The 23,478-nt window shown below is 39.6% G+C and carries 20 protein-coding genes; 4 read left to right on the forward strand and 16 right to left on the reverse strand.

What is annotated here, in order from left to right; genetic code table 11:
• Positions 1-275: 275 nt before the first annotated feature.
• The 9 genes from smc to QWZ08_RS04750 form a co-directional block, all read right to left on the reverse strand.
• On the reverse strand, positions 276-3,791 hold the full coding sequence (smc, locus tag QWZ08_RS04710) for a chromosome segregation protein SMC (RefSeq protein WP_290336086.1): 3,516 nt from the start codon (positions 3,789-3,791) through the stop codon (positions 276-278).
• A 357-nt stretch (positions 3,792-4,148) separates the two neighbouring features.
• Positions 4,149-4,967: a hypothetical protein gene (locus tag QWZ08_RS04715; RefSeq protein ID WP_290336087.1), complete on the reverse strand. Its 819-nt coding sequence runs from the start codon at positions 4,965-4,967 to the stop codon at positions 4,149-4,151.
• A gap of 163 nt (positions 4,968-5,130) precedes the next feature.
• Positions 5,131-5,598 (reverse strand): DUF805 domain-containing protein, encoded by a 468-nt coding sequence (locus tag QWZ08_RS04720; protein ID WP_290336088.1) that lies wholly within the window; start codon positions 5,596-5,598, stop codon positions 5,131-5,133.
• A 47-nt stretch (positions 5,599-5,645) separates the two neighbouring features.
• Positions 5,646-5,930, reverse strand: a complete 285-nt coding sequence (locus tag QWZ08_RS04725) for a hypothetical protein (protein ID WP_290336089.1) — start codon at positions 5,928-5,930, stop codon at positions 5,646-5,648.
• A 221-nt stretch (positions 5,931-6,151) separates the two neighbouring features.
• Positions 6,152-6,454: a hypothetical protein gene (locus tag QWZ08_RS04730; RefSeq protein WP_290336090.1), complete on the reverse strand. Its 303-nt coding sequence runs from the start codon at positions 6,452-6,454 to the stop codon at positions 6,152-6,154.
• Between the two features lie 149 nt (positions 6,455-6,603).
• Positions 6,604-7,158: a hypothetical protein gene (locus QWZ08_RS04735; protein WP_290336091.1), complete on the reverse strand. Its 555-nt coding sequence runs from the start codon at positions 7,156-7,158 to the stop codon at positions 6,604-6,606.
• Positions 7,159-7,310: 152 nt separating this feature from the next.
• On the reverse strand, positions 7,311-8,240 hold the full coding sequence (locus tag QWZ08_RS04740; protein WP_290336092.1) for an ABC transporter six-transmembrane domain-containing protein: 930 nt from the start codon (positions 8,238-8,240) through the stop codon (positions 7,311-7,313).
• A 93-nt stretch (positions 8,241-8,333) separates the two neighbouring features.
• Positions 8,334-9,764 carry an SET domain-containing protein-lysine N-methyltransferase gene (locus QWZ08_RS04745; RefSeq protein ID WP_290336093.1) on the reverse strand — a complete coding sequence of 477 codons (1,431 nt, stop codon included), beginning with the start codon at positions 9,762-9,764 and terminating at the stop codon, positions 8,334-8,336.
• Positions 9,765-9,781: 17 nt separating this feature from the next.
• Complete coding sequence (locus QWZ08_RS04750) at positions 9,782-10,921, reverse strand: D-alanine--D-alanine ligase family protein (RefSeq protein ID WP_290336094.1); 1,140 nt, start codon at positions 10,919-10,921, stop codon at positions 9,782-9,784.
• Between the two features lie 421 nt (positions 10,922-11,342).
• On the opposite strand from QWZ08_RS04750, the gene QWZ08_RS04755 reads away from it, so the two are divergent.
• Positions 11,343-12,548 (forward strand): cytochrome-c peroxidase, encoded by a 1,206-nt coding sequence (locus QWZ08_RS04755; RefSeq protein WP_290336095.1) that lies wholly within the window; start codon positions 11,343-11,345, stop codon positions 12,546-12,548.
• A 27-nt stretch (positions 12,549-12,575) separates the two neighbouring features.
• On the opposite strand, the gene QWZ08_RS04760 is transcribed toward QWZ08_RS04755, so the two are convergent.
• Positions 12,576-13,223 (reverse strand): fibrobacter succinogenes major paralogous domain-containing protein, encoded by a 648-nt coding sequence (locus QWZ08_RS04760; RefSeq protein WP_290336096.1) that lies wholly within the window; start codon positions 13,221-13,223, stop codon positions 12,576-12,578.
• Between the two features lie 821 nt (positions 13,224-14,044).
• Here QWZ08_RS04760 and QWZ08_RS04765 point away from each other — a divergent pair.
• A complete protein-coding gene (locus tag QWZ08_RS04765; RefSeq protein ID WP_290336097.1) occupies positions 14,045-14,530 on the forward strand; it encodes a hypothetical protein in 486 nt (161 codons plus the stop codon).
• A gap of 103 nt (positions 14,531-14,633) precedes the next feature.
• Positions 14,634-15,017 carry a DUF1801 domain-containing protein gene (locus QWZ08_RS04770; RefSeq protein WP_290336098.1) on the forward strand — a complete coding sequence of 128 codons (384 nt, stop codon included), beginning with the start codon at positions 14,634-14,636 and terminating at the stop codon, positions 15,015-15,017.
• A 35-nt stretch (positions 15,018-15,052) separates the two neighbouring features.
• On the opposite strand, the gene QWZ08_RS04775 is transcribed toward QWZ08_RS04770, so the two are convergent.
• Both QWZ08_RS04775 and QWZ08_RS04780 read right to left on the reverse strand, forming a co-directional pair.
• Positions 15,053-15,508, reverse strand: coding sequence for a CAP domain-containing protein (locus QWZ08_RS04775; RefSeq protein ID WP_290336099.1), 456 nt, complete (start codon positions 15,506-15,508; stop codon positions 15,053-15,055).
• 121 nt (positions 15,509-15,629) lie between these two features.
• Positions 15,630-15,827: a hypothetical protein gene (locus QWZ08_RS04780; RefSeq protein ID WP_290336100.1), complete on the reverse strand. Its 198-nt coding sequence runs from the start codon at positions 15,825-15,827 to the stop codon at positions 15,630-15,632.
• A 167-nt stretch (positions 15,828-15,994) separates the two neighbouring features.
• Between QWZ08_RS04780 and QWZ08_RS04785 the strand changes: the two genes are divergently transcribed.
• On the forward strand, positions 15,995-17,095 hold the full coding sequence (locus QWZ08_RS04785) for a pyridoxal phosphate-dependent aminotransferase (protein WP_290336101.1): 1,101 nt from the start codon (positions 15,995-15,997) through the stop codon (positions 17,093-17,095).
• A gap of 155 nt (positions 17,096-17,250) precedes the next feature.
• On the opposite strand, the gene QWZ08_RS04790 is transcribed toward QWZ08_RS04785, so the two are convergent.
• The 4 genes from QWZ08_RS04790 to QWZ08_RS04805 all read right to left on the reverse strand — a co-directional run bounded on the left by QWZ08_RS04790 (position 17,251) and on the right by QWZ08_RS04805 (position 23,392).
• Positions 17,251-19,365: a copper-translocating P-type ATPase gene (locus tag QWZ08_RS04790; RefSeq protein WP_290336102.1), complete on the reverse strand. Its 2,115-nt coding sequence runs from the start codon at positions 19,363-19,365 to the stop codon at positions 17,251-17,253.
• A 171-nt stretch (positions 19,366-19,536) separates the two neighbouring features.
• Positions 19,537-20,739, reverse strand: a complete 1,203-nt coding sequence (locus tag QWZ08_RS04795; protein ID WP_290336103.1) for an efflux RND transporter periplasmic adaptor subunit — start codon at positions 20,737-20,739, stop codon at positions 19,537-19,539.
• 5 nt (positions 20,740-20,744) lie between these two features.
• Positions 20,745-22,130 (reverse strand): heavy metal-binding domain-containing protein, encoded by a 1,386-nt coding sequence (locus tag QWZ08_RS04800; RefSeq protein ID WP_290336104.1) that lies wholly within the window; start codon positions 22,128-22,130, stop codon positions 20,745-20,747.
• An 11-nt stretch (positions 22,131-22,141) separates the two neighbouring features.
• Positions 22,142-23,392: a TolC family protein gene (locus tag QWZ08_RS04805; protein ID WP_290336105.1), complete on the reverse strand. Its 1,251-nt coding sequence runs from the start codon at positions 23,390-23,392 to the stop codon at positions 22,142-22,144.
• Positions 23,393-23,478 lie beyond the last annotated feature (86 nt).

The raw sequence follows: 23,478 nt of genomic DNA on the forward strand, positions 1-23,478 counted from the left end.
TTTAAAGGTTTTTAAATACAATTCCTCCATTCAAATGCAATCTGCCTGCCAGTAATAATTACCTTATGCTTAACACGTTTTATTTGTTTTCAATCTAAATGCTGGGTCATTATTTCTACAGTTTATGCTATTTTTTGGAAGCGGGTTTTAATACAGGATCAAATTTCATTGATTTTCTCTTCAGATCAGGCCGCGACCTGAACCTACGAAAAAACCCCGCGGTATGCCGGGGTATATTTCAAATTCATGTAATTCGTGATTAAAAATTCGTGCTGTTAATTTAATGATCTGAAATCCACCGGAACCAGCTTACTTACGCCTGGCTCCTGCATGGTTACACCATAAATCACATCTACGGCACTCATCGTTTGTTTGTTGTGTGTAACAATGATAAACTGGCTATTCTCGCTAAACTGCTTGATCATCTTTGTAAACTTGCCTACGTTCGCATCATCCAGTGGCGCATCTACTTCATCCAATATACAAAAAGGTGCAGGTTTAATTAAATAGATGGCAAACAATAAAGCAGTTGCCGTTAATGTTTTTTCTCCACCACTTAACTGCCCTATCGACGACGGCCGTTTACCTTTTGGTTTGGCCACGATATCAATTCCTGTTTCGGCCAGGTTGGTCGGATCAACCAATACCATATCTGCCGTATCATCTTCTGTAAACAGCGCTTTAAATACTTTCTGAAAATTATCTCTCACTTTATTAAACGTATCCAGGAACTGCTGGTTGGCCGTGGCTTCTACTTCCTGTATGGTTTGCATCAGGCTGTCTTTAGCGGTTACCAGATCATTCTTCTGTTCCATGATAAACTCATAGCGCTTCTTCATTTCGGTGTACGCTTCAATTGCAGTCGGGTTTATCTCACCAATATTTTCCAGGCGTTTGCGCATGCGGTCATTCTTCTCCTGTAAATCTTCCAATGGAACGTCACCAGTTCTTGGCTCATCAATGATGGTATCCAGATCAATTTTAAACTCTACCTGCAGCCTTTCTTTCATACCTGCCAGTTGCAGTTTTAATTCGGTGAGTTTATCTTTTATTTCACTTAATAAATGGTCAATCGTTTCCTTTGATTTTTGTTTGTGGCGCAGCTCGCTTTCCTTTGCTGCCAGTGCATTGCGTAAATTATAATAAGCCTGGTCGGCTTCATTTAATTTCTTTTCTTCCACATCTTTATTCATCAGCAAGTCCTTCACCAATGTTTCCAGTTCACTCAATGTGGCGGCGGTTTCACCAATGCTGGCGGCAGCTTCAGTTAACTGAACTGTACTGCTTTCTATCTGAATTTTCAAATCATTTAACTGGCGGCTCTTAAATTCAAACTCCTGTTTTAAAGACACCACTTTGCTTTGCTGGCGGGTAAACTGCAGGTTGCCATCATTGTAAGTAGCTGTAGCAAAATTGTATTCCTGCTCGGCCGAAGCATAATCCTGTTCTACTCCCTGCATTGTATCGCCCAGTTCTTCCAATTGGGTATTCAGCTTTTCCAGTTCCTCCCTGGTGTTGGCAATCGCATCGTGACTTGTTTCCAATTGTTCCTGCAAATCATCAATTCTTTTGCTGCTCGTTTCTTCCAAATGGTGCAGGTTCTCAATTTTATTCTGCAGGCTAAACACATGATTCGTAAGATTATTTATGTCCTGCTGTGTTTGCTTAATAGCATTTTCTTTCAGCTGCTCATTAAAAGCAATCACTTCATTGTGGCGGGCCTGTATGGTTGCTTTCAGTTCATTCACCACAATTTCCTGCGCACTGATTTCTTCTACCAGCTTTTCTAAATTCTTCGCACGGCCAATCTTCTTACCTTCAAACAAACCAACGCTGCCGCCGGTAAGGGAATATTTGCCTTTTACATATTTACCCGTTTTTTCCAGTACCACCGCTCCATTGCTGTTGGTAAGTGCTTCTTCATCTTCTGCTATAAAAACATTGCCCAGCAAGTGTTTGGCAAGATGAGCATATTTTCCTTCCACTTCGATTACACTTAGCGCAGGTATTGTTCTTTCCGGCTGGTGACTTTCTTCAAAACCGGTAAATTTATCCTGTAAAAAGAAATTGGCTTTGCCCTTTTTATTATCATCCAGCAAATGGATCGCCTTCAATCCTTCTTCTAAATTATTTACCACGTAATAATTCAGGTAAGGTTCCAATACATTTTCTACCGCCGCACGATACTCCGGTTGTACATAAATGATATCACTCAGCAACGGCGCTTCATGATTCCAGTTAGGATTTTTATGCAAAAACTTTACGCTCTCAGGATAGCCTTCCATGCTATCCACCAGGCTCTTCAGCAAGGCGTATTCATTTTTCTTGCTATCGAATTTTCTATTTTCTTCTGCGAGTTCTCCACGCAGTTTTTCCAGCATACTTTGCGTTTGAAAAATCTGTTCTTTCGTAAACTCGTGGTGATCCTGCAATTGCTGCAAGTCAACCTTCTTTTGCTCCAGCTCATCCGCCTTCACTTTCCGGTCGGCTTCCAGTTGTTGCAACTGGCTTTGGCGCTGACTCTTTTCATCCTGTATCTGAACAATGGTACGTTGTACATTTTGAATGCTGGTATCGGCCACCGCTACTTTCTTTTCTGCGTCAAACTGGTTTCGTTGTATGGCCTGGTTTTCCCGGCGCAGGGCATCAATGCTGCTGCGTTTTTCATCAAACGTTTGGCGCTTGTCTTCCACCGCATTTTTCAATTCTTCCAACCGGCCTTCCAGTTCTTCCAGCTTCTGTTCGTCTTCACCAATTTGCACACTGGTAAACTGGATACTTTCATCCAACCCCTTTAATTGTCCGCCTGCTTTTTGTAAAAAATCATTCAGGCTGGTTTCCCGTTCTCTTAAATATTGCAGGCGTTGTGCCGCTAAGCTTTTTTCACTTTCCTTGCTACGCACGGCACCCAGCATATCGTTAAAGGCATGCTGCATATCCTGCAGATTTTTTTCCTGTGTAATAAAGCCCAGTTTTTCCGCCTCCAGCGCTGCTTCTTCCAGGGCTATGGCTGCTTCCAACTCGATGCGCTTGTCCACCTCGGTTTGCTGCTGGTGATTCAGGTCGCGGTAGGTAATGTTAAACCCCTCCAGCGCTGCCTTGGCTAGCTCAATACTCACTTCCTTATATTCCTTCTTTATCTCAAAATACTTCTCTGCTTTTTTTGCCTGGCTTTCCAGGCTCTTCAGCTGGTTATTGATCTCAAACAGTAAATCTTCAATACGGGCCAAATCCTGCTCTGTAGCATCCAGTTTTAACTTGGCTTCTTTTTTACGGGTTTTGTAAATAGTTATCCCCGCTGCCTGTTCCAGCATTTTACGACGGCTATTCTCTTTATCCTTGATAATATCATCCACCATGCCCAGTTCAATGATGGCATAACTGTCCGTGCTAACGCCGGTATCCATAAACAAATTATGAATATCCTTCAGGCGACAAGCCACATCATTCAGGCGGTATTCGCTTTCCCCGTTTTTATAATATTTACGGGTAACTGTTACCATATTAAATTCAGTTGGCAACAGGTTTTTGGTATTTTCAAAAGTGAGGCTCACTTCTGCCAGCCCGCTTGCAGAGCGGCTTTTGCTACCGTTAAACACCAGGCTCTCCAGATTTTCGCTTCGCAGGTTGCTTATTTTATGCTCGCCGATTACCCAGCGGATACTATCAATGATATTGCTTTTACCACAGCCATTGGGCCCGATAACACCGGTAATACCCTCATCAAAATTGAGTACGGTTTTATCAGCAAAACTTTTAAATCCTTTTATTTCAAGACTCTTTAAACGCACGGTTCTATAATTTAAGTAAGAGGGCAAATATAGCCCAATGGTTTAGAAAGTGAATTTGAATGTATGCACGAGTTATTCACGGTTATTCACAGGTTTCTACCATACAGATTATAAATAATGCCTATTTATTAAAATGGTATTTTGGTCCGGCCGGCGACAACTTTAGGGAAAATTGTTCCATCTTCCTCTTTTACTTTTAATGCTTTGAGAACTTTATAGAATCACCTGAAGGTCTTTATCTTTTGAAGATTATCAAAAGTAATTTTTGCCTTTTTTACATTTTAAATTAAAACTCATCCAATCAGAAATGCTGCTGTTACACTTCTGTACAACAGCCCAAAAACGTACCGGAAAATATTACTCAACTTCAATTGCAGAAAATTCGTCACTACCTTTTTCAGTATCCATAGTTAAAAGATCCGGTCGCCAACCAGACGCATTAGCAAAAATAAATTTAACGCCAGCCTTTAGGTAAATTTGTCGCCCAAATTTTATATTTATATTTTGAGTTGTTTCCTTTTGATTAAATAGTTTGGCTGATAATTTAAAGTTCCCCTCTTTAAAAACTTTAAAAACATATGCCACGCCATTTTTTGATGAACAAATAATATTATCATCAAAATATAAATTATACTCTCCCTTGAATCCCGCAAATCTAGCGGGCCTGTATACATACAGTAAAGCAAAAGAAGACTTAGCGGTAAAATTTAATTTTTTGCCAGATATATTTGCTGGTATAACCTCAAATAAGGCGTTATTTGTTGGGCCTGATTTCTTTTGACTCCATATTGTATCCGCCAAAAGATATTTACCCGCCACTTTATCAATAAATATTTGGTAACTGTAAAAGTCATTCGTTACGGTCTCTATTTTGGTAACCAAATGATGTGCCCCAGAAAAGCTTTTCATTTCTTCGGTTAATTTTGCACTTCCCGAAATATAAGTGAGGCTATAAGTACAATCATTTAGCCAACTCACTTTCCATAAGCTACTGTCTCCTGTAGCCAAGTCTGTTTCTTTTTGAATATCACCTTTACGATTTAACTGATATTGTTTGGATGTATTTTTAGGATAAGAATAAAACACTCCTTCATTTACATCTTTACAGTTCTTTACCTGAGCTAAATCTTTCCGGAAAATTAAGCAGGCCAATAAAAGAAGCAACAGGTTTTTCATTGTAATTAATTTAAATAGAATGGTGGTTGATGTTAATAGGTAAGTGATTTTTCTTTAATTGTTTTATTTCAATCTTTTCACTTTCTTATTTTGGTCAACTTAAGTCAACAAAAAAGAAATCCCTCTTACTAACAAAGCAAGAGGGATTTGATTATGGAAAATATCAATTCTTTAACCTACCATCCGCCGACACTGATTTTTGTTCAAAATCAAATTCAGGGCCTGCCGGGTTTTTAGGATCCTCTCCATAGTTGTTTGCAGACCGGTTGCCCTCGGTAAAAAACCATACCAGCAAAATGATGGCGCCGATCAGAGGAATAAGGGCAATGAAATAATACCATCCGCTTTTGTTCAGATCGTGCAAACGCCTGACAGCAACAGCCAAGCCAGGAACTAAAGTACCAATAGCTACGACCATATAGACCGTAGAACCCAATACGGATAAAACCGTCATTCCCTTTAAAAGCCCGGTAAGGGCAATAGCATAAAAAGGGATGATCAAAAGAAAATTAACCAAAGCAAAATTCCAATACTCGGCCCGCCTGGCTCTGCCCTGAAAATTTGCATAGTTGTTAAAAACTACTTTTTTCCACCAGTCAATCATGTTGTAATTTGATTCTTCTTTTTCCATGTCGATGTCTTTTGTGTTTAAAAATGATAATGAACGTATTTAAAGAATTATAGATGCGGACCAGGTAATGCAAAAATTTGCAGAAGACTATCAGTGATATTACAATTCACCGTGACGTTTCCACTTCCCCCTTGAAGTACACATGCAGCAGCAGCTTTTCTCTTATTTAGTGGTGTCGCTACCAGCCATTTTTCTGCATTGGTTATATCTTGTTCGTAGCGGGTATAATTCTCGCTTGTAAACAACTGAAGACCTAAAGGGACGTCAAAATCCTGAGTGAATGATTGTAAACAAAAAAATGTGAGGGCGATGAAGCAAAAAAGTGTTTTCATGGCAGCATAATTCTGTGTAAGGCAGTTTATTTGGACAAAATATTGACATGAAAGATATAGAAAAATTGTGATTAATAATTTTTCTATAGAGGGAGGTCAAAACGAACTGAAGATAAAGCCGAATAAATGTTGAACAAGTTGGTTAAATGCATACACTATACAAAAACAGGCTAAGACATTTTTTTGTCTTAGCCTGTTACAACTTAATTTTCTTTCCTGTTTTATTTTCCAACCTTCTCAATCTCCAGCGCATCATCTGTAATGGTGCCGCTGATCGTTACTTTCTGACCAATAAAATTTGCGACTTTTTCAGGATTGTTGATGGTGTATACTTTTTCTCCAACAACAAAAACTGGTTTGGCTCCTGCGGCGATGCATTTTTTAGCACAGGCGGCATGATCTTTTTTATTTCCTTTTACGCCGCAATCAGAATCACTGATATAACCCGTCCATTTTCCTTTATCAAATGCATAGGTAACAGCAAGGCAAAAACATGATACTACAAGCAACAGATACTTTTTCATAATTGTATATTTAGTGTAATCAAATTTAATAATTTGCCCGGCAAAATCCTATCATTTAAACACTTTTTGTTTTAGCCGTATGCGGGTATATAAAACTACAAACTGCTATAAGCCAGAAATTCCATGTTTCCAGGCTGCATGCTATTATCTCAATTATTATTAAACGCAGTTCCAATGCTGTGCATTAAACTCGATACGGGCCCTTCCATTTTATTGGTATTATCATCCAAAGTGGTATCGTGCAGCAATTCACCCATGTTCAAAGCTGCTGGCAGATACAGTAAAATGGTATTGCGCTGGTTTTTGAAAAAAGATTTTACTTCTTTGATCCCCCCATCTTCTGGAAGATTTGCCTTTACTACCTGTACAGTTTCACTTGCAATTTCATTTATTTTTTTAACCGGGTCCAGAGCTGACTGGTGGGCGTAGGACGAAATAATTTGAACCGCCTCTTTTCTACTATCGGGGAAAATTTTATCCAACCAGTTTGTATTCAGATTACCTTGCAAAAATTCGGCAGCACCATCGTCAGACTGAACATATTTATAAAAAGCAGTTAGTACCGCAGGTATTGCAGCCTGGCTGAATCTGTCTTCATTGGGCGTATCCGCATCCAGCACTACTTCCTGTGTATTTGGATCTATTTTTTGTAATGCAGGATATCCTAAGTTTTGTTGTACTGTTTCTAAAAGATTGATTGACATAATTCCTGATTTTAAAATGTTGTGAAATGATTCATCCCAGTCAGGTTGTAAAATCGTGCCAACAATATTGAAATTAAGGGACCCGGAAAGAGCAGAGAAATAACCATTATCAGATATAGCAAGTTAAAGGGCAAATTTCCAGCAGAGATAGTCTACATAACATCTTCCTCCTTTGCCAAAAAAATGGCGGCGATTTCAACATCGATGTCTTTTTCTACCAGCACATTTACAGATTCAGATTCCAGCCGACGGGTAATATCGCTCAGGGACGAAAGACGTTCCATGGTATATGGAATCGTATCGAGACCAGCGGCAAATTTTAAAATATAACTATAAACAGCAAACAGGCTTCCGGCCATAATAGTGGCACTATGTAAACTTTTTGATGCTATCAGCGAAATCGTAATAACCAGTAATACCATCAGCTCCATAAAACCAAAATTCCATGCTTCTTTATCAGAAATACCAATCTGCCATTTACGCAAATTAGTATAATGACGATGAATATGAACAGGGTTTCCGGCTGAAATAATATCTACCTGCTTTTCCAGTTCATCATTTTTGCTTTTATTCAACCGCATCATTTTTTTACCATACACTCTGCTGATCAGCACTACCGGGACCATCATAACCAGACAGATACTAACAATGACTTTATCATAGAAAAACAAAATAATTAAAGAACCAAAAATGTTATAAGCTGCTTCAATAACATATACCAGGTCATGCTCCAGGAAATCAACAAATTCCCTGGCGAGTGTTGAGTGCGCTGTTAATTTTGACACATCCGGCGTACGGTATTTTCTGCTCACAATGCCAGTAACCATAGATGTATAGATGGCTGAATACGTCCGGGTATCAAACATGTGCCGCACCGTACCAATGATTAAATAAGCAAGATGCACTAATGTTAATATAATCAAACCACGATAACTGCCTTTTATCAACTCGTTGATAGCCTCGCCAAAAAAATAAAAGCGCAACAGGCTCCCCAGCATTTCGAGGGAGAACAATGAATACGTAAGTATCAGCTGATACCTGTGCTTCATAATGAGATTACGCAGTATTTTAAAATTAGCCATTGCCTGGTTCTTTAGATGCTTAAATCAACTAAATGAAAATCGCCTAGCGAAATAGAATTTGTTGGGGTTAGTAAGTGGGCACCCGGCGTTGCTTTATCCGTTGCGTGAAATTTCCCTGGTGGTTACAGAATTATTAATCATTCCTGTAATCCTTCCACGGCAATTTTGCGAACCGCAACGACAGTCAAAAGGCTCCATACTTTCATCAAGAAAGGTTGAATAGTCGAGGGTTAGTTCTTCGCCTTCCGGAATATTTTGTAATGCAATTACGTTTAAACCTTCATAAGTGGTGTTCGGATTACAACTGTGATTTTGAGGAGCCCAGTTTGCCGGGTTATTATCCCACAGCAAAAATACCTCTTTACTCAGTGGATATGCATACTTTTTAAAAATATCCTTTTCTTTTTCTTCCCAGCAACCGTTTACATAGTTACGGGTAACGATGCGCTGGACCAGCTCCTCCCCTTTGAAAATCAGCTCGTTAGCTGCTATATTTTGGGTAGAATAAATGCCATAACCGGCGATGGAATTGCCTTTCATGATATATTTTTTCTGCTTCCTTTTATGGCGTGCTATTCCTTCGGATATTATTTTTTGCAGAAAACCGGTCTGCCCGACTCCATCGGCTTTTAGAATATAATCCGCTGAGCCTTCGTACCCGTCTTTATAAAAAACAGAGCAGGTAAAATTGATCTCCAGGAAAAAAATATCTTGCTTATCATTCACCCGAAAGTCAAGCCTTGCATAACCAACACCGTCAAAACCCTGAAAAATTTTTACTGCGGCATCTTTCAATTTCGCCTCCAGTTCCTGGTCATCGCAGGGAATATTTGCTTCGGGATGCAGTTCAGAAGTTTTTAAAGCGTAGGTTTTAAATTGAAAACCTGTTGGAAAAATATATTCAACCGGTTTAAAAACCGTGCACTTTTTTTTGTTATCCGCATCAGCCACAAGCATAACTGTAAACTCCCGACCTTCAATATATTCTTCTACCAGCAGTGGCCCGTACTCTTCAATAATATCTTCACTTTTTTGCAGCAACGCAGCTTTATCATACACCAGAGATTGTTGATCAACTCCTAAACTATCGCCAGCTTTCCCAGGCTTAACAAACAATGGATATTTTAAGTGGTTGCATTCTCTTTCTATATCAGCAATAGATTCAATCAACGCAAATGCAGGTGTTAGTATGCCTTCTGTATAGGCGACATATTTCATCAGGTTTTTTGGCGGATCATATAACATTGAAGATGGACCTGTAAAAGGCAGATTCAGCATCTCCATAAAATAAATAACGTCTATAGATGGCACATTCCATTCCAGGTAACCTTCGCAAAGATTTACAAAAATATCATAGTTGCTTTTTTTCAGTTCTTTCAATTGCTTGTAAACTGAAAGTTTATTTAGTAGCACATGATGAAATAGCGCATCTGGCAGCAAATGACTTAAATCCCTTGCAGGGTCATAATACTGATAATCTACGTCAGAAGTAGTATAATCCGGCTGAAGAACGCAAATTTTCATCGTTGATATGGTTAAAGCTAAGCCAGCCGTATATTAATTTGTTTGGCTGAATGGCGTAAAAAAGCATCATTAATGATTTCCGCAACAAGTTCAGTAAACGTGTTACCGCTCAGGCGAAGAATAGCGCCGATAGAAGTAAAATCTTCATCCTCGCTAAGGCCACATTGCGCATTTACTTCCAGTACATATATTTTACCGGTTGCCTTATCCATTCTTAAATCCACACGGGTATAACCACATCCTTTTGTAGCAACATATGCATCCCAGGCTATTCTTTTTATTTCGTCAATCAAGCACGGATCCGGTAATTCATATTCATAAAAATTTTCTTCGCCAGGCATAGGTGTTTCATCTTCATAAATTTCCCACAGCCTGTCGAACGATAAAAATTTTTCCTGTTCGGGCAATGATGAATGAAATACTCTTTCTACTGGTGTATAAATTTTAGCAGTCTCGGGATAGTTATATGAGCCGGAAATGAGCACAGTAAATTCCGGGCCGGTAATAAATGATTCGGCGATCAGGCCATCTGCAGCCAGATTCCATCCGCGATAGCCGAAAAACATTTTATCAACCTGTTCTTTCAACTCTCCTGAATTATGCACCACATTCTGAATGCCCACGCCCATACTACCTGCCGAAACAGATGGTTTTATAATTACCGGTAAGCCAAGTGCTTCACAGATTCCACCGCAATCCTGTTTGTTATCCTGGATGGCCACCCAATTTGCAGTAGGTACGCCTGCATTATCGAACGCCAGTTTCATTGGAATTTTGGAAGTGGTAATGCGATAAAAATATTCATCTGCACCTGTATAAATCAATCCTTTTTCTTCCAATAATTTTACTACAGATAAACCCGGGATTCCATTTATTTCATCGCCATCACAAAGGTTAAAAACTATCGGAATTTTATCTCCAAAATCCTTTTCCTTTTCAATCAGGTTGACAATGCTGATGTAGTTTTTCATTGTAACGGGCTGCCATTTCCATTCGATACCGATGGCTGTAAAAATTGTATCATATTCAGCAATGCTCTGGCTAAAGTCATAGTAGTAATCAATATTGGTATCGTTGCTTTCAACAAGCGGTGCCAATATCCACACTTTAATTTGATGTATAGAATAGGCGGATAATAATGTATTAAGTGCGCTCATGGATATAATATATGCTGTTGGAAGCTAAGTATTTTTGGACCATTCTCAGATAGCTAAATTAATTGTTGCAAGCATTCAAAGTACACATCACGAAACTCTGCTTAATAATTGTGAATAAGATGTTATTGACGTCCGCCTTATGCGGCAACCATTGAATCAATTTAGTTGAAATAAATCGGGTGCAATACAATTTACAAGAGGTAAACAATGGTATTTAAGCAACCAATTTAGCTATTAAATTTCATGATTGCATGAAAACTCCCGGTAAAAATAAAATCTGATTTTTAGTCACATGCTGTTACCTAAAAAATCTGTATAGTGCTTCACCGCAGCATTTCTTCCTCAATCTTTCTTCAATTGACCGGCTGGCATTTCAACATATCAATTAACTTAGCCTATAACTTTTGCTGCAAACCTTATTATGCCACGTCGTCTATTATTTGTGATAATATTATTGACCGGATTAGTAATCCTGTTTTGCTCTGCCTGTTTACAAGCGGGAGACAAAACTGAAGCATCGCACCCCAAGAAGGCTTTCTCCGATCCCGGCTCGGTAAGTGCGTTGCCGTTGACTGTTATTCACCCCAGGCAAAATCCTTTTACTAATGAAAAAGCAGCTTTGGGGCGTTTGCTGTTTTATGATCCAATTTTGTCCGGCGACAAGGATGTGAGTTGTGCCAGTTGTCACCATCCTGAATTTGGTTACGCGGAAAATATTGACTTGTCTATTGGTGTAGGCGGCGTAGGGCTCAGTTCCAGCAGGTATTTTCGCCATGCGGATATTGTGCCACCTACCAAAAGAAATTCTCAGTCAATCTTGAATACCGCCTTCAACGGCATTGATATAAACGGGGATTATGATCCTGAAAAAGCACCCATGTTCTGGGATCTGCGTGCCACCAGTCTTGAAGACCAGTCACTGCATCCTATCCGGCAGTTTGAAGAAATGAGAGGAACAGCAGTTGAAGAAAAAGAAGTATTAAATACGATAATAAGCCGCTTGGGTGCCATACCTGTTTACCGTACACTATTTAAAAGCGTTTTTGGCAGTGACACATCCATAACATCCACTAATCTTGCAAAAGCAATAGCCTGCTTTGAACGAACACTCATTGCCAATCAATCCAGGTTTGACCTTTATATGCGTGGACAGTCAGCGGCACTTTCATCATCCGAAAAAGAAGGCTTTACCCTTTTTATGAATGCAGGCTGTGCAAGGTGCCATAGCGGCCCTATGTTTTCGGATTTTAAAGTACATATTATGGGCACCCCGGATGCTGATAAAAGAAAAGATATTGATTCAGGCTATCATAACAGTTTTGCATTTCGTACACCTTCCCTGAGAAACCTACGCTTTACCTGGCCGTACATGCATAGTGGTAAAATTACTAACCTGGAGGATGTGCTGACTTTTTATGAAGACCTGAGAGGCAAACCTTTAAAAACAAAGTATGTGCAGGAAGAACAACTTGACTCCCTTGCAAAACAAGTGAGGATTGAGTTTAAAGACATACCGAGAATTGTTGAATTTTTAAATACACTGAATGATGCAGGATATGATCATTCCATTCCTGAATCTGTGCCCAGCAAACTGGCTGTGGGAGGAAATATTAAATTGAAAAAATAAATTACCTGGGCTTTGCCGAATAACTATCTAATTTTTATTCTTAACGCACCGAACAGACATACCCCACGATTTTTCTAAGAAGTACATGTAGCAATCAGTGATATCATAGTTTAAACTTCTTTCTACCGCTGTGGTAGCATCATGTTCTTTAGTCGTCCACCAGTAACCTGCATTGCCTATCGAACTACATACCCCGCCTGCGGACCTTAAACCACCCGGCAGCCCCGTAAAGCCGCTTTCATTTGTAGCACCCGTATTTGGGCTATTCCATAATACGGTCGCCTTCATTTTACCTCCAGCTACCACATCCCCCCCTAAAGAATCTACTAATTCGATGAACTCTTCTTTTGATGGAATATGCCATCCGTCAGGTGCCAATCCCCTTGGATCATTTACCGCATACCAATTGTATAATTTGCCATATTTGGCATTGGCAGTATCGTTATTATAATAACACCAGGCCCCTGTTGTAAGATTATTCCATGTATCATTATCGGTAACTTGAGGTATGATGTCTCCATTGCGGTACGTAAACACATCAAGATTTTTTTGCATCCAGGTTTGTTCAAATATTCTTGTTCCCGGTATGCCCGATGTAAAACTGAATTCTTTTTTACAACTTACAGCCAACGAAAATAAAACTAATATTGCAAAAAAGAGTTTACGATTTTTCATTTACGGTTTAATTATTCTTGAAGTATTAAGTTATATATAGGTTTATTGAAACTCTTATTATTTCAGGATACTACCGAAATCGATAACTGATAAATGGCTAATCATTGGTAACCTTAGCGAGTTAATATATAACGAGTTTTTGTTGAATAAATTTTAACGCCCTTTTAAAAGGTAGCCCTTTGTACAAAGTTCATCTTTTTATTTCTATAATAACAAACCAATTTATACCCATTTTTTTGAATCCCCTGAGAGCAGTCAGATAACTTTTAAAGCAAATCTCCGTATAGTTTATTTTAAGTTTTTTTATTATTAAGTATCATTGTTAGCAAAAACCATGTCAGTCTTTATTTTATTAGCCAAAAGTGTGCAAGTATTGATTAAAGTCTAAACAATATTTCAGCAATATTAAAACGTTATCCGTTATATGAAACAGCCCTATTCAAATGGCTAAAACCAACTACCGTTGCATAATTTTACCGTAACCATAATACCTCTCCTCAATTTCTTCCGGATTGTAGCTTCGTAATTATCCTTAACGGTGTATACTTACAAATAAACAAACGGTGGAAATAATTTTATGGATTTTACGGCAGCTATTTGCCTAAAGTTAATGCTATTTATTTTTAAATATGTTAAATATCGCTGAGCATATTTGTAACGCATATCTAATATAAAAATTCAGGCTACAGCATGTATCCCAATACGCCCGGCAGAAATAAAATACCGATTTATCCGTTACTAGCACAGCGTCCGTATACAATGATATTTGATAGTAACCTTTTTCCTGTCATGCCATCGTTACCAACTGATAACAACAACATTTGAAAAAAAAGATAGTACTTAGTTCATTCGCTTTGCTTGTGTTGTTTACCACGCAGGCACAGCAATGGTGGAAACCGACTAAAAAAGAATTTTTTGGTTATGGAGCTTTTGCACTATCAGGTGTATCGTACGGTTTTAACCAGGCTATTGAGCACCACAGTTATGGCCTTGGAAACGACTTTACCGATATCAGCAGAAGTTACAAACGAAAGTATAAAAACTTCGATGATGGAGATTTCAGCGAAGCTTATTTCGGAAGTACAACTTTCCTGGTCTGGACAACTGATGCCTTTCATCTGACCAACACTATTGACAAAGGATTTCTAACTACCGGTATTGTTTTAAATACCTGGAATATAAAAAGTGATCTTCAAAAATATAATAAAAGAGACCGTTGGAAAGTCATTGTTTTTAAAAAGATACTCCTCCCTTTAATCATCCAGCACCTCTCCTTTGAGCTTACTTTTACCAATCTGCACAACTAAACTTGTATTACAACCAGTGATAAATAATTGTATACTTTAGCAGCAACGGGATTATGCAAGTGTGTTATCCCATGATTGCGCTTTGTTCAGTTTAAAAATTAGGATGAAAATCAAAAACGTAATTGAATTATTTTCTTTGCTTCCCGAAAATGAGCGGATCATTGTGGATGTATTAAGGCAAATCATTGCTGAAACTTTGCCTGCATATTGCAGGGAGAAAATTTCATATAATGTTCCATTTTTCTATGGGCATAAAGGTATTTGTATTGTATGGCCAGCCACTATTCCAAAGGGAGGAATTAAAGAGGGTGTGTTGCTGGGGTTTTGGCATGGCAACAAATTAAAAGATGCCGGTAATTATTTAGCACATGGAACCAATAAAAAGGTATTTTACAAAATATTTTTAATTCCTGAAGAAATCGACGAACAGCTCATCAAAAAATTGTTGTTGGAAGCTATCCAGCTAGACCAATCATTTTCAAAATAATTTTTTGAACCGATTAAAAAACCTTTATTGAATACTTATCCACCAAAAACTTCAGTATAAAAGATACGCCCCTGCTTGTCACGCGCAATACCGATACCGATGTATTTAAAGTGCCCTAGCATATTGCGCCTGTGGCCGGCAGAATTTTTCCATAAACTAACCACCTGGCTTCCGGACGTTGCGCCATAAGCCACGTTTTCTGCAAAGCTGTGCAGCTGTGGAATTTGCCGGCTTGCCATTGCATTTCTTTTTGCAAAACCACCATGCCCGAATGCTACTTTACCACTGGCCATAGCCTGGCTATGTTGTTGGGCAATGGCATTTAATTGCTGCTGCATGATTAATCCGTTTAACCCTTTTGACTTTCTGAATTGATTGGTCAGGCTGAAAACATCCTCAACAATTCCGGTTTCCCCCCAGCCAACAAATGAACTAAGGCTTACTACACTAATCAAGCAAGTGAGGCTAATAATTAAGAAGGTTGGTTTCATTTGATACTTTAGTTTGGCTGCAAAAACGCAATTTTTGTACCAACAAAACTTACCAAACAATTTTGATCAATCAACACCGATTAATTGCATGGTAAATAAACTATGCTTTCTATAAAATATTTTAGCGCATCCTTTTGGCAGCAAGTTTCACTCCGGTTACAATGCCGGTTATAATGCAGATCAGTACGGTTGCTCCAATTATCAAAGGAGTTAGTGTTTCCCGGTGAAGCTGAATGAGTAGTTTGGTTTCCAGCACCGCCAGTAAAATCCCGGCCATTACACCTGCGGCGAAGCCACTTATTCCGTAAAAAATTTTCATAATTGAAGTTAATGTGTAAAATGCAAACAAAAATCCGCCCAATTATTCGACGGTACTTTACCAGGCAAGCCCAAACATGTAAAAATGCTATTCACTTTACAACATGACAGCCACTATCTATTTTGACGAAAAGTTAAAAAAGGAGTATCTTTCTTAAAATCATTTTTATGTTATACAATCGTCGTTTGTGGTTGCAACAAGCGGTTACAGCGCTGGCTGCAACCGCAATTTCAACAGATACAATTGCAGGAGTAAATTCTTCTTTGCTTCCTGCTGCGCATGCCATTTTATTGAACAGCAATGAAAACCCATACGGCCCTTCGCCCATGGCACAGAAAGCTATGTTGCAACATTACCTGTCAAGTAACCGCTATCCTGATGACTATATTTTGTCGCTCAAAAAAAAGATAGCAACGCACTGGCATGTTAATGCGGAAAACATTTTACTGGGCGCCGGATCTTCTGAAATAATTGGTCTTACCTGCTTACTTGTTTCACAAAAAAAGAAACAGGTTATTACTGCCGAACCAGGATATAAAGTGTGGAACGGACAGGCTGCATCCTTTGGCCTGGAGTTTGACAGGGTTGCTTTGACAAATGATAAAAAAACCGACCTGGAAACTATGCAGCGGAAGATAAATGATGAAACGGCGATGGTTTATATCTGTAATCCCAATAACCCCACAGGCACATTTGTTGCTGTAAATAGCCTGAAAGATTTTGCCGAAGAGGCAGCAAAAAAAACAATGGTTTTTATTGATGAAGCTTATACGGAATATGCTGGCATTGAATCACTTTCGGGGCTTGCCGCAAATAACCCGAATATTGTAGTGGCTAAAACATTTTCCAAAGTGTACGGACTTGCAGGCGCAAGAATTGGTTACGCAATTGCACACCCCGACACAATCGCGAAACTTGCTGCACGTCAGCCATGGGCGGATGGCGCTATAAGTATTGTGTCCGGCGCAGCAGCCATGGCTTCGTTGGATGACAAAGCTTATGTGAACGATATTCTTTCAAAAACAGCAAGGGCTAGAATGATGTGTACAGATACACTTCTGCAGCTATCGTTAGAGTACATCCCCAGCCATACCAATTTTATTTTGTTCAATATTGACCCCATTAAAAAAGACTTCATAAAAGAGTTGGAAACAAAAAATATCCAGGTACAAAGCCGCAATCATTTTAATGGCCGGTGGTGCAGGGTAAGTATGGGTACAATTGCAGAAATGAAAATATTTTGTGAAGCGCTGAGAGCAATTGTATAAATTTAAAAAAGTAACTGCCGAATAATCCTTTAAAAATTTCTTGATGGGTTTTTAAGGATTGTTTACGTGAACGAGCAAGGGACATAATTTATCTGCCAGCAAAGCTAAGGCAGAAAAATTCTCAACACGATCTACGTGTATATAAGCCACACATATTATTTTACTTTCAACATACCCGCATTAATAGCCACCACTACAGTACTCACTGTCATTAGCACTGCACCCGCGGCAGGACTTAATAAAATTCCCTGCTGGTACAAAACGCCGGCGGCAAGTGGCAATGCCACTACGTTGTAGCCCGTTGCCCAAATTAAATTTTGTATCATTTTACGGTAAGTGGCTTTTCCAAATAAAATTAAACTCACAATATCTTTTGGATTGCTGTTTACCAAAACAATTCCAGCTGTTTCCGCAGCAATATCGCTGCCGCTGCCAACTGCAATGCCCACATCCGCCTGGGCCAGCGCAGGTGCATCATTTACACCATCGCCCGTCATGGCAACAAATTCTCCATGGCTTTGCAGTTCTTTTATTTTTTGTAATTTTTGATGCGGTAATACTTCGGCAATAAAACTATCCATACCCAAACTGTCACTTACACTTTTTGCTACTTTATTGTTGTCGCCTGTAAGCAATATGGATTTGATATTATTTTCTTTCAGGGTTTTAATAGCCGCTGCTGATTCAGGGCGTATTTCATCTGACAAAGCAATATATCCTGCAAGTACATTATTAACTATAACAAACACGACTGTTTCTGTATCACCGGTAGTAAAATTGTCCGGCACCGGCAGGTTATTCTCTTTTAAATAACCCGGGCTAACCACCCCCAATTTTTTACCTTCTGCCATTGCTTCAACACCTTTCCCAGTGATGGCTTTAAAGTTTTCGACAGCAGGGACTGTGATTGATAAATCTTTTGCTTTTTGTAAAATACCTGTTGCAACAGGATGCTCTGATTGTTGTTCCAATGCAGCTGCCAGACGAATGATTTCATTTTCATTCAGTTCTTTTTGCAGTGACACGATTTTTGATACTTCAAACTTACCAACAGTTAGTGTCCCTGTTTTATCAAATACAATCGTGGTAATTTTCCTGGCATTTTCAAATGCAGTACGGTTCTTAATCAGCAACCCATTTTTTGCTGACAGCGCTGTTGATTTTGCCACTACCAATGGCACTGCCAATCCCAATGCATGCGGGCAACAAATTACAATTACGGTTACCATTCTTTCCATGGCAAAGGCCAGCGATTGACCGGTTAAATACCAATACAAAAAAGTGGCGATGCCTGAAACAATCGCTATAATGGTTAACCATTTTGCAGCCGTATCCGCCAGCAATTGTGTTTTTGATTTCGATTTTTGTGCATCATCTACCAGCTTTACTACCTGCGATAAGTAAGAATCTTTTGCTGCGTGCGATACCGTTACTTTAATAGCGCCATTACCGTTGATAGCACCGGCAATTACTTTATCACCTTTTACTTTTTGCACCGGTTTTGATTCGCCTGTAAGCATAGATTCATTCAGGTAACTTTCTCCCTCCAGTATTATTCCATCTGCTGCAACTTTTTCTCCGGGTTTTACAAGAATAATATCGCTGGCTTTTAAGATATCCGTTTTTACATCATGTACCATATCCGGCATTACCATGTGGGCATCGGCGGGCATTAGCTGCACCAGCAACTCCAGTTCTTTTGACGCACCTGCTACAGATTTCATTTCAATCCAATGACCCAATAGCATAATCAGAATAAGTGTGTCCAGTTCCCAGAAAAAATCCATGCCCTGCAAACCAAATACAATGGCAACACTATAACTGTAAGCAACTGTTATAGCGAAGCCTATTAAAAACATCATGCCGGGATTTTTTGCTTTCACTTCATCTGCCAATCCTTTTAAGAAAGGCCAGCCACCATATAAAAACACAATGGTTGATAAAGTGAACAAGATATATTTTGACCCGGTAAATTGCCAGTCAGCGCCCATGAAATGTTGTATCATTTCCGATAACAGCATAATGGGAATAGTCAGTGCCAGCACTGCATAAAAGCGCTTTCTAAAATCAGCGATCATACTATTATGATCATGTCCTTCGTGGCCCATTGGTGGATTACTTCCGTGGTGGTGATGTGTATCAGCATCATTAACGATCGCTTTCTTCAACACTAAAGTCATTCCGCAAATCGGACATGTTCCGGGCCTTTCTTCCACTATCTGTGGATGCATTGGGCAGGTATATTTTTTTTGTTCGTGCTGATGTTCCATTGTTGAATTATTGAAGGACTGCCATTATTTTAAATGAAATATGGAGAAGCTCATAATAACAATATTCGCCCAGATTATTGTTACATAACGCTATAAATAAGTTACAGTATTCACAGGTTTTGAAAGGGAGAAATTGAATGATGGCTACGGTAAAGAAAATGCATGTCATTCTTACATTTTATTCATATCGTGGCCCGCTATAGGATTAGCGCCTTTCTTAAAAATATATTCACTGTTGATCAGGTAAGCGCCACCAGTTACTACCACATCTCCTGTTTTCAACCCAGATTTTATTTCAATGCGATCACCGCTTTCCAAACCGGTTGTAACCATTTTTATCGTATATGCATTCTTTGATGACTTCACCCAAACAACATTCATTTTTCCATCGCGTAATACGGCATCAATGGGGAGTGTTAATGCATTGATCATTTTATTTTTGATGATTACATAGGCAGGCATTCCCGGCTTAAGCAGGCCGTTATTATTTGGTATGCTAACCCTAATCAGATTCACCCTTGTATCAGGGGCTATTTCGGGATTGGCAAATTCAATCTTTCCTGTAAACTCCCTGCCGGGCAAATCTGGTATTTGTATGGTAGCATCGCCGCCTTTATCAATCGCATACAGTTGCGAAGCGTATACCTGTGCCTCGGCCAGCAAAGAAGAAAGACCAGCCAGCTTTATGATCGTGCTGCCTTCCATCACAAACTGTCCTTCCGTCACTGGTAACTCCATAATATAACCCGACGCGGTGCTGTAAAAAGAAGTCAGTGTTGAAGTTTTACCAGACTTTGCCAGGTCGCTCACTTGTGATTCACTCATGCCCCATAACAGCAATTTTGTTTTGGCACTTTCTATCAACCGGTCGAAATCAATTATAGAATTGTCAAGCGATTGCTTTCTCTCCAAAGTGGCAATATATTCCTGCTTGGCGTTGTTTAATTCTTCGCTATACAGGTCATATAGATGAGTTCCCTTTGTTACATAGTCGCCAGTATTTTTAAAGTACAACCTGTCGATGCGGCCGGCAATGCGGGCACTGATGCTACTTACTTTTGTTTCATCTGTATTGAGTGTGGCGGTTAATACTACCTTATCGCCTATAGTTCCGCTACGGATAGTATCAACCTGTATATTTCCCAATCGCTCCTGCTCATCATTCAGCATAATTTCATCCGCCGCTGTGTTTGTTTTTTTTACAACAATCAGCTCCATGTGGCAAATGGGGCAGTTGCCAGGCCTATCTTCCATTATCTGCGGATGCATGCTGCATGTATAGTATTCATCTTTGCTAATTTTAGCCTGCTGCTTATTTTTACAGGAAACAAACACCACTAAAAGTAAAGAGATGATAACGAATATTTTTTTCATGCTATTTAATTTGTTTTAATAAAACTTTCACTGTCTACCAGGTATTGCGCATTTGCAGCGACGGCTTCATTTTCCTGAAGACCACTTAATACCTGTATTAAATGTTTATTGATAATGCCGGTCGCAATTTTTCTTGCGGCAAAGGATTCTCCGCTTCTTACAAAAACAACTTTATCTAAACCCAATGACAGCACTGCTTCTTCCGGTAACCAGCTGGCGGTTCTGTTACCTGCAAATATGGCTGCTTTCACCTGGCTGCCTATTGGTATTTTTAAAGCGGCGTTATCAAAATAAACCCTGGCAGACAGTGTTTTACTGCCCGCCCGGTAAAAAGGTTCGATATAACTGATGGCTGCCCTGAAATCCTTTTGCGGAGCCGTTTCCGGGGTAATGCGTACTTTATCGCCCAATTTCACCATAGCGGCCTGGCCGGCGAAAATATTAATCACGGCCCATGCTTTGGTTGGATTAAATACAGAAAAAAGAGATTGGCCCTTTTGTACATACATTCCTTCTTTCAGTGGCAGTTCTTCTGTAACCAAAGCCGCATCCTTCATGGCGGAAGTACTGGCAGTAATCATTTTCGCATCACTGCTGCTTTCATGAATGTGACCACTGTAGTTACTATACACCGTAATGGTAAATGCCGGTTTAGCCAACCGCATTACCTGGTTTAGTTGTTGGTTCCCCATACCGAGCAGTAATAATTTTTGTTTGGCAGCATTGATCAGCACCGTATTTGCCGGATCATTTTTTAGCAGGAACAACAGGTTCTGCTGAGCCGTTCCTAATTCAGGGCTATAAATATCCATTATCTTTTGCCCCTTATCGATATGTTGAAAACGATAGGAAACATATAGCTTTTCAATCCGGCCGGCAACGTTTGCTGCGATAACGCCGGCCTGTCTTGTATCATAAGTTATAAAACCATACGCCTCCATTTCAATATTCTCTTCCCTGTCAACCATGTGCACCATTGGTACGGATGCTACTACCTGCTCATTAGCGGGCTTCAGCAAGGCTTCCATTGAAACGGCGTTGGGTTCAGTGGCCGATTTAATTTTCTCCAGTTGCATGCCGCAAATAGAACAGGTGCCTGCTGTATCGCTATGAATCTGCGGATGCATCGGGCAGGTATAACCGGTAACTTCTTCTTTTGAAAGTGCTGCGTTTTCATGATTTGCCTGCGCCACCGTATCATTTACTTTAATCAGTTCCATACCGCATTTAGGGCATTTGCCCGGCTTATCACTGAAGAAAGAATCGGCCGGCATGGGGCAGGTATAAAGCGCTGCTTTAACCTGTGGCTGTATCTTTTTATTATTGCAGGCAAAAAAGAAAACCGGCATTAGTAAAACAAATAACCACCTGTTGATTTTGATTTTTTTCATGCTGAAGCTATTTATTTTATTTCCAGTATTTTCATCAATTCGGCCTGCATCTGCAATGCCTTTTGCAACTGGTCAAAGTAATCCATCTGCGTCATGTTCAGCGCCTCCCATGCATCAAACAATTCAAATAGTTCCTCTGTGTTTTGTTCGTAGCCCAATTGCATGGTTTGAAAATTTTTCCGGAGCGCCGGGATAATTTGTTGTTCATACAAATTCATTTGTTTCTTTTTCAACTCCAGTTCGCTTAAGGCTGAAACAGCCATGCCACCCGCTTCGTTCACGATCATTTGCTGCTGGTTAACCAATGCTTCGTTTTGCCACACCAGGCTTTCTGCTTTTGCTTTGTTCATTTTAGATGACCATTTTGCAAGCGGTAATTTCATCATTACCATGGCGGAAAACAGCCAGGGTTGCTTAGCCCAGCCCATCATGTGGTCATATTTAATTCCAAACTCAGGTTTTAATTTTGCCAGTTCAGCTACCCGTTCCAGCTTATTTACTTCAATGTTTTTGTTGATTACTTTTATATCGCTGCGCTGATCCATCAAAGCGGTGTTGGTAAACATGTCGCTGTTAAAACCGACCCACTCATAATTGGAATCAATAGAAAAAGAAGTTGCAACGTCCCGGTTCATCACCGTATTGATCATAATTCTTTTTTGACTGATCTCATTACTCAGCATCAGTTTCATATTACCAACAGTTGCTATTGCCGCTTTGGCTTTGTAGTAGGCGTTTATTTTACCCAAGCCATTCTTATACCGGATCTCTGCACTCTGCATCATAAAATTCAACAGCCTTTCATTCTCATCCAACACTTTCAGCTTCTTCTCCAGCACAATCCAGTCGTAATAATTTTTCCTTGCCGTATACAGCAACTCATTCTCCAGCATTGCTTTTTTTTGCAACTCGACAGATGACTGTGCATTCATAAAAGCATACTCCGCATCCTGCTTTTTTTTACTGGGAAACATCTGTAGCCCGGATAACATCACAGCGCCCATACCTGGCTGGCCATCCATCACTTTCCATTTTTCCGGATTATAAGGTGTCATATAAAAACCTGCTCCCAGCTCGGGTGGCATCCAGCTGTAAGCGCCTTTGGCAGCCTCGTTCATGGAACGGGCTTCGGCATCCAGCATTTTTAAAGAAGGATGATTTCTTTCAATCGCGACTTTTATTTCATCCATCCGAAGTACCTGTTGTGCATTCACTGCATGCAGAAAACACGTCAGCCCCGCCATGATGATAATTCGTTTCATACTTGATAATTTAATTTTCTTTACCTGCTGATTTTGTTAGCAATAACTTCCCCATTGAACTCTTCCCCATTGCACCATTGACGATT

The organism is Ferruginibacter paludis (genome assembly GCF_030409685.1).
Taxonomy (GTDB): domain Bacteria; phylum Bacteroidota; class Bacteroidia; order Chitinophagales; family Chitinophagaceae; genus Ferruginibacter; species Ferruginibacter paludis.

Excerpts from the sequence above, each read along its gene's own strand:
- QWZ08_RS04785 (WP_290336101.1), top strand. The coding sequence starts at position 15,995 with ATGTTATACAATCGTCGTTTGTGGTTGCAACAAGCGGTTACAGCGCTG.
- QWZ08_RS04775 (WP_290336099.1), bottom strand. The coding sequence starts at position 15,508 with ATGAAACCAACCTTCTTAATTATTAGCCTCACTTGCTTGATTAGTGTA.
- QWZ08_RS04715 (WP_290336087.1), bottom strand. The coding sequence starts at position 4,967 with ATGAAAAACCTGTTGCTTCTTTTATTGGCCTGCTTAATTTTCCGGAAA.
- QWZ08_RS04740 (WP_290336092.1), bottom strand. The coding sequence starts at position 8,240 with ATGGCTAATTTTAAAATACTGCGTAATCTCATTATGAAGCACAGGTAT.
- QWZ08_RS04730 (WP_290336090.1), bottom strand. The coding sequence starts at position 6,454 with ATGAAAAAGTATCTGTTGCTTGTAGTATCATGTTTTTGCCTTGCTGTT.
- QWZ08_RS04795 (WP_290336103.1), bottom strand. The coding sequence starts at position 20,739 with ATGAAAAAAATATTCGTTATCATCTCTTTACTTTTAGTGGTGTTTGTT.
- QWZ08_RS04780 (WP_290336100.1), bottom strand. The coding sequence starts at position 15,827 with ATGAAAATTTTTTACGGAATAAGTGGCTTCGCCGCAGGTGTAATGGCC.
- QWZ08_RS04745 (WP_290336093.1), bottom strand. The coding sequence starts at position 9,764 with ATGAAAATTTGCGTTCTTCAGCCGGATTATACTACTTCTGACGTAGAT.
- QWZ08_RS04770 (WP_290336098.1), top strand. The coding sequence starts at position 14,634 with ATGAAAATCAAAAACGTAATTGAATTATTTTCTTTGCTTCCCGAAAAT.
- QWZ08_RS04720 (WP_290336088.1), bottom strand. The coding sequence starts at position 5,598 with ATGGAAAAAGAAGAATCAAATTACAACATGATTGACTGGTGGAAAAAA.
- QWZ08_RS04755 (WP_290336095.1), top strand. The coding sequence starts at position 11,343 with ATGCCACGTCGTCTATTATTTGTGATAATATTATTGACCGGATTAGTA.
- QWZ08_RS04805 (WP_290336105.1), bottom strand. The coding sequence starts at position 23,392 with ATGAAACGAATTATCATCATGGCGGGGCTGACGTGTTTTCTGCATGCA.
- QWZ08_RS04800 (WP_290336104.1), bottom strand. The coding sequence starts at position 22,130 with ATGAAAAAAATCAAAATCAACAGGTGGTTATTTGTTTTACTAATGCCG.
- QWZ08_RS04735 (WP_290336091.1), bottom strand. The coding sequence starts at position 7,158 with ATGTCAATCAATCTTTTAGAAACAGTACAACAAAACTTAGGATATCCT.
- QWZ08_RS04750 (WP_290336094.1), bottom strand. The coding sequence starts at position 10,921 with ATGAGCGCACTTAATACATTATTATCCGCCTATTCTATACATCAAATT.
- QWZ08_RS04725 (WP_290336089.1), bottom strand. The coding sequence starts at position 5,930 with ATGAAAACACTTTTTTGCTTCATCGCCCTCACATTTTTTTGTTTACAA.
- QWZ08_RS04760 (WP_290336096.1), bottom strand. The coding sequence starts at position 13,223 with ATGAAAAATCGTAAACTCTTTTTTGCAATATTAGTTTTATTTTCGTTG.
- QWZ08_RS04790 (WP_290336102.1), bottom strand. The coding sequence starts at position 19,365 with ATGGAACATCAGCACGAACAAAAAAAATATACCTGCCCAATGCATCCA.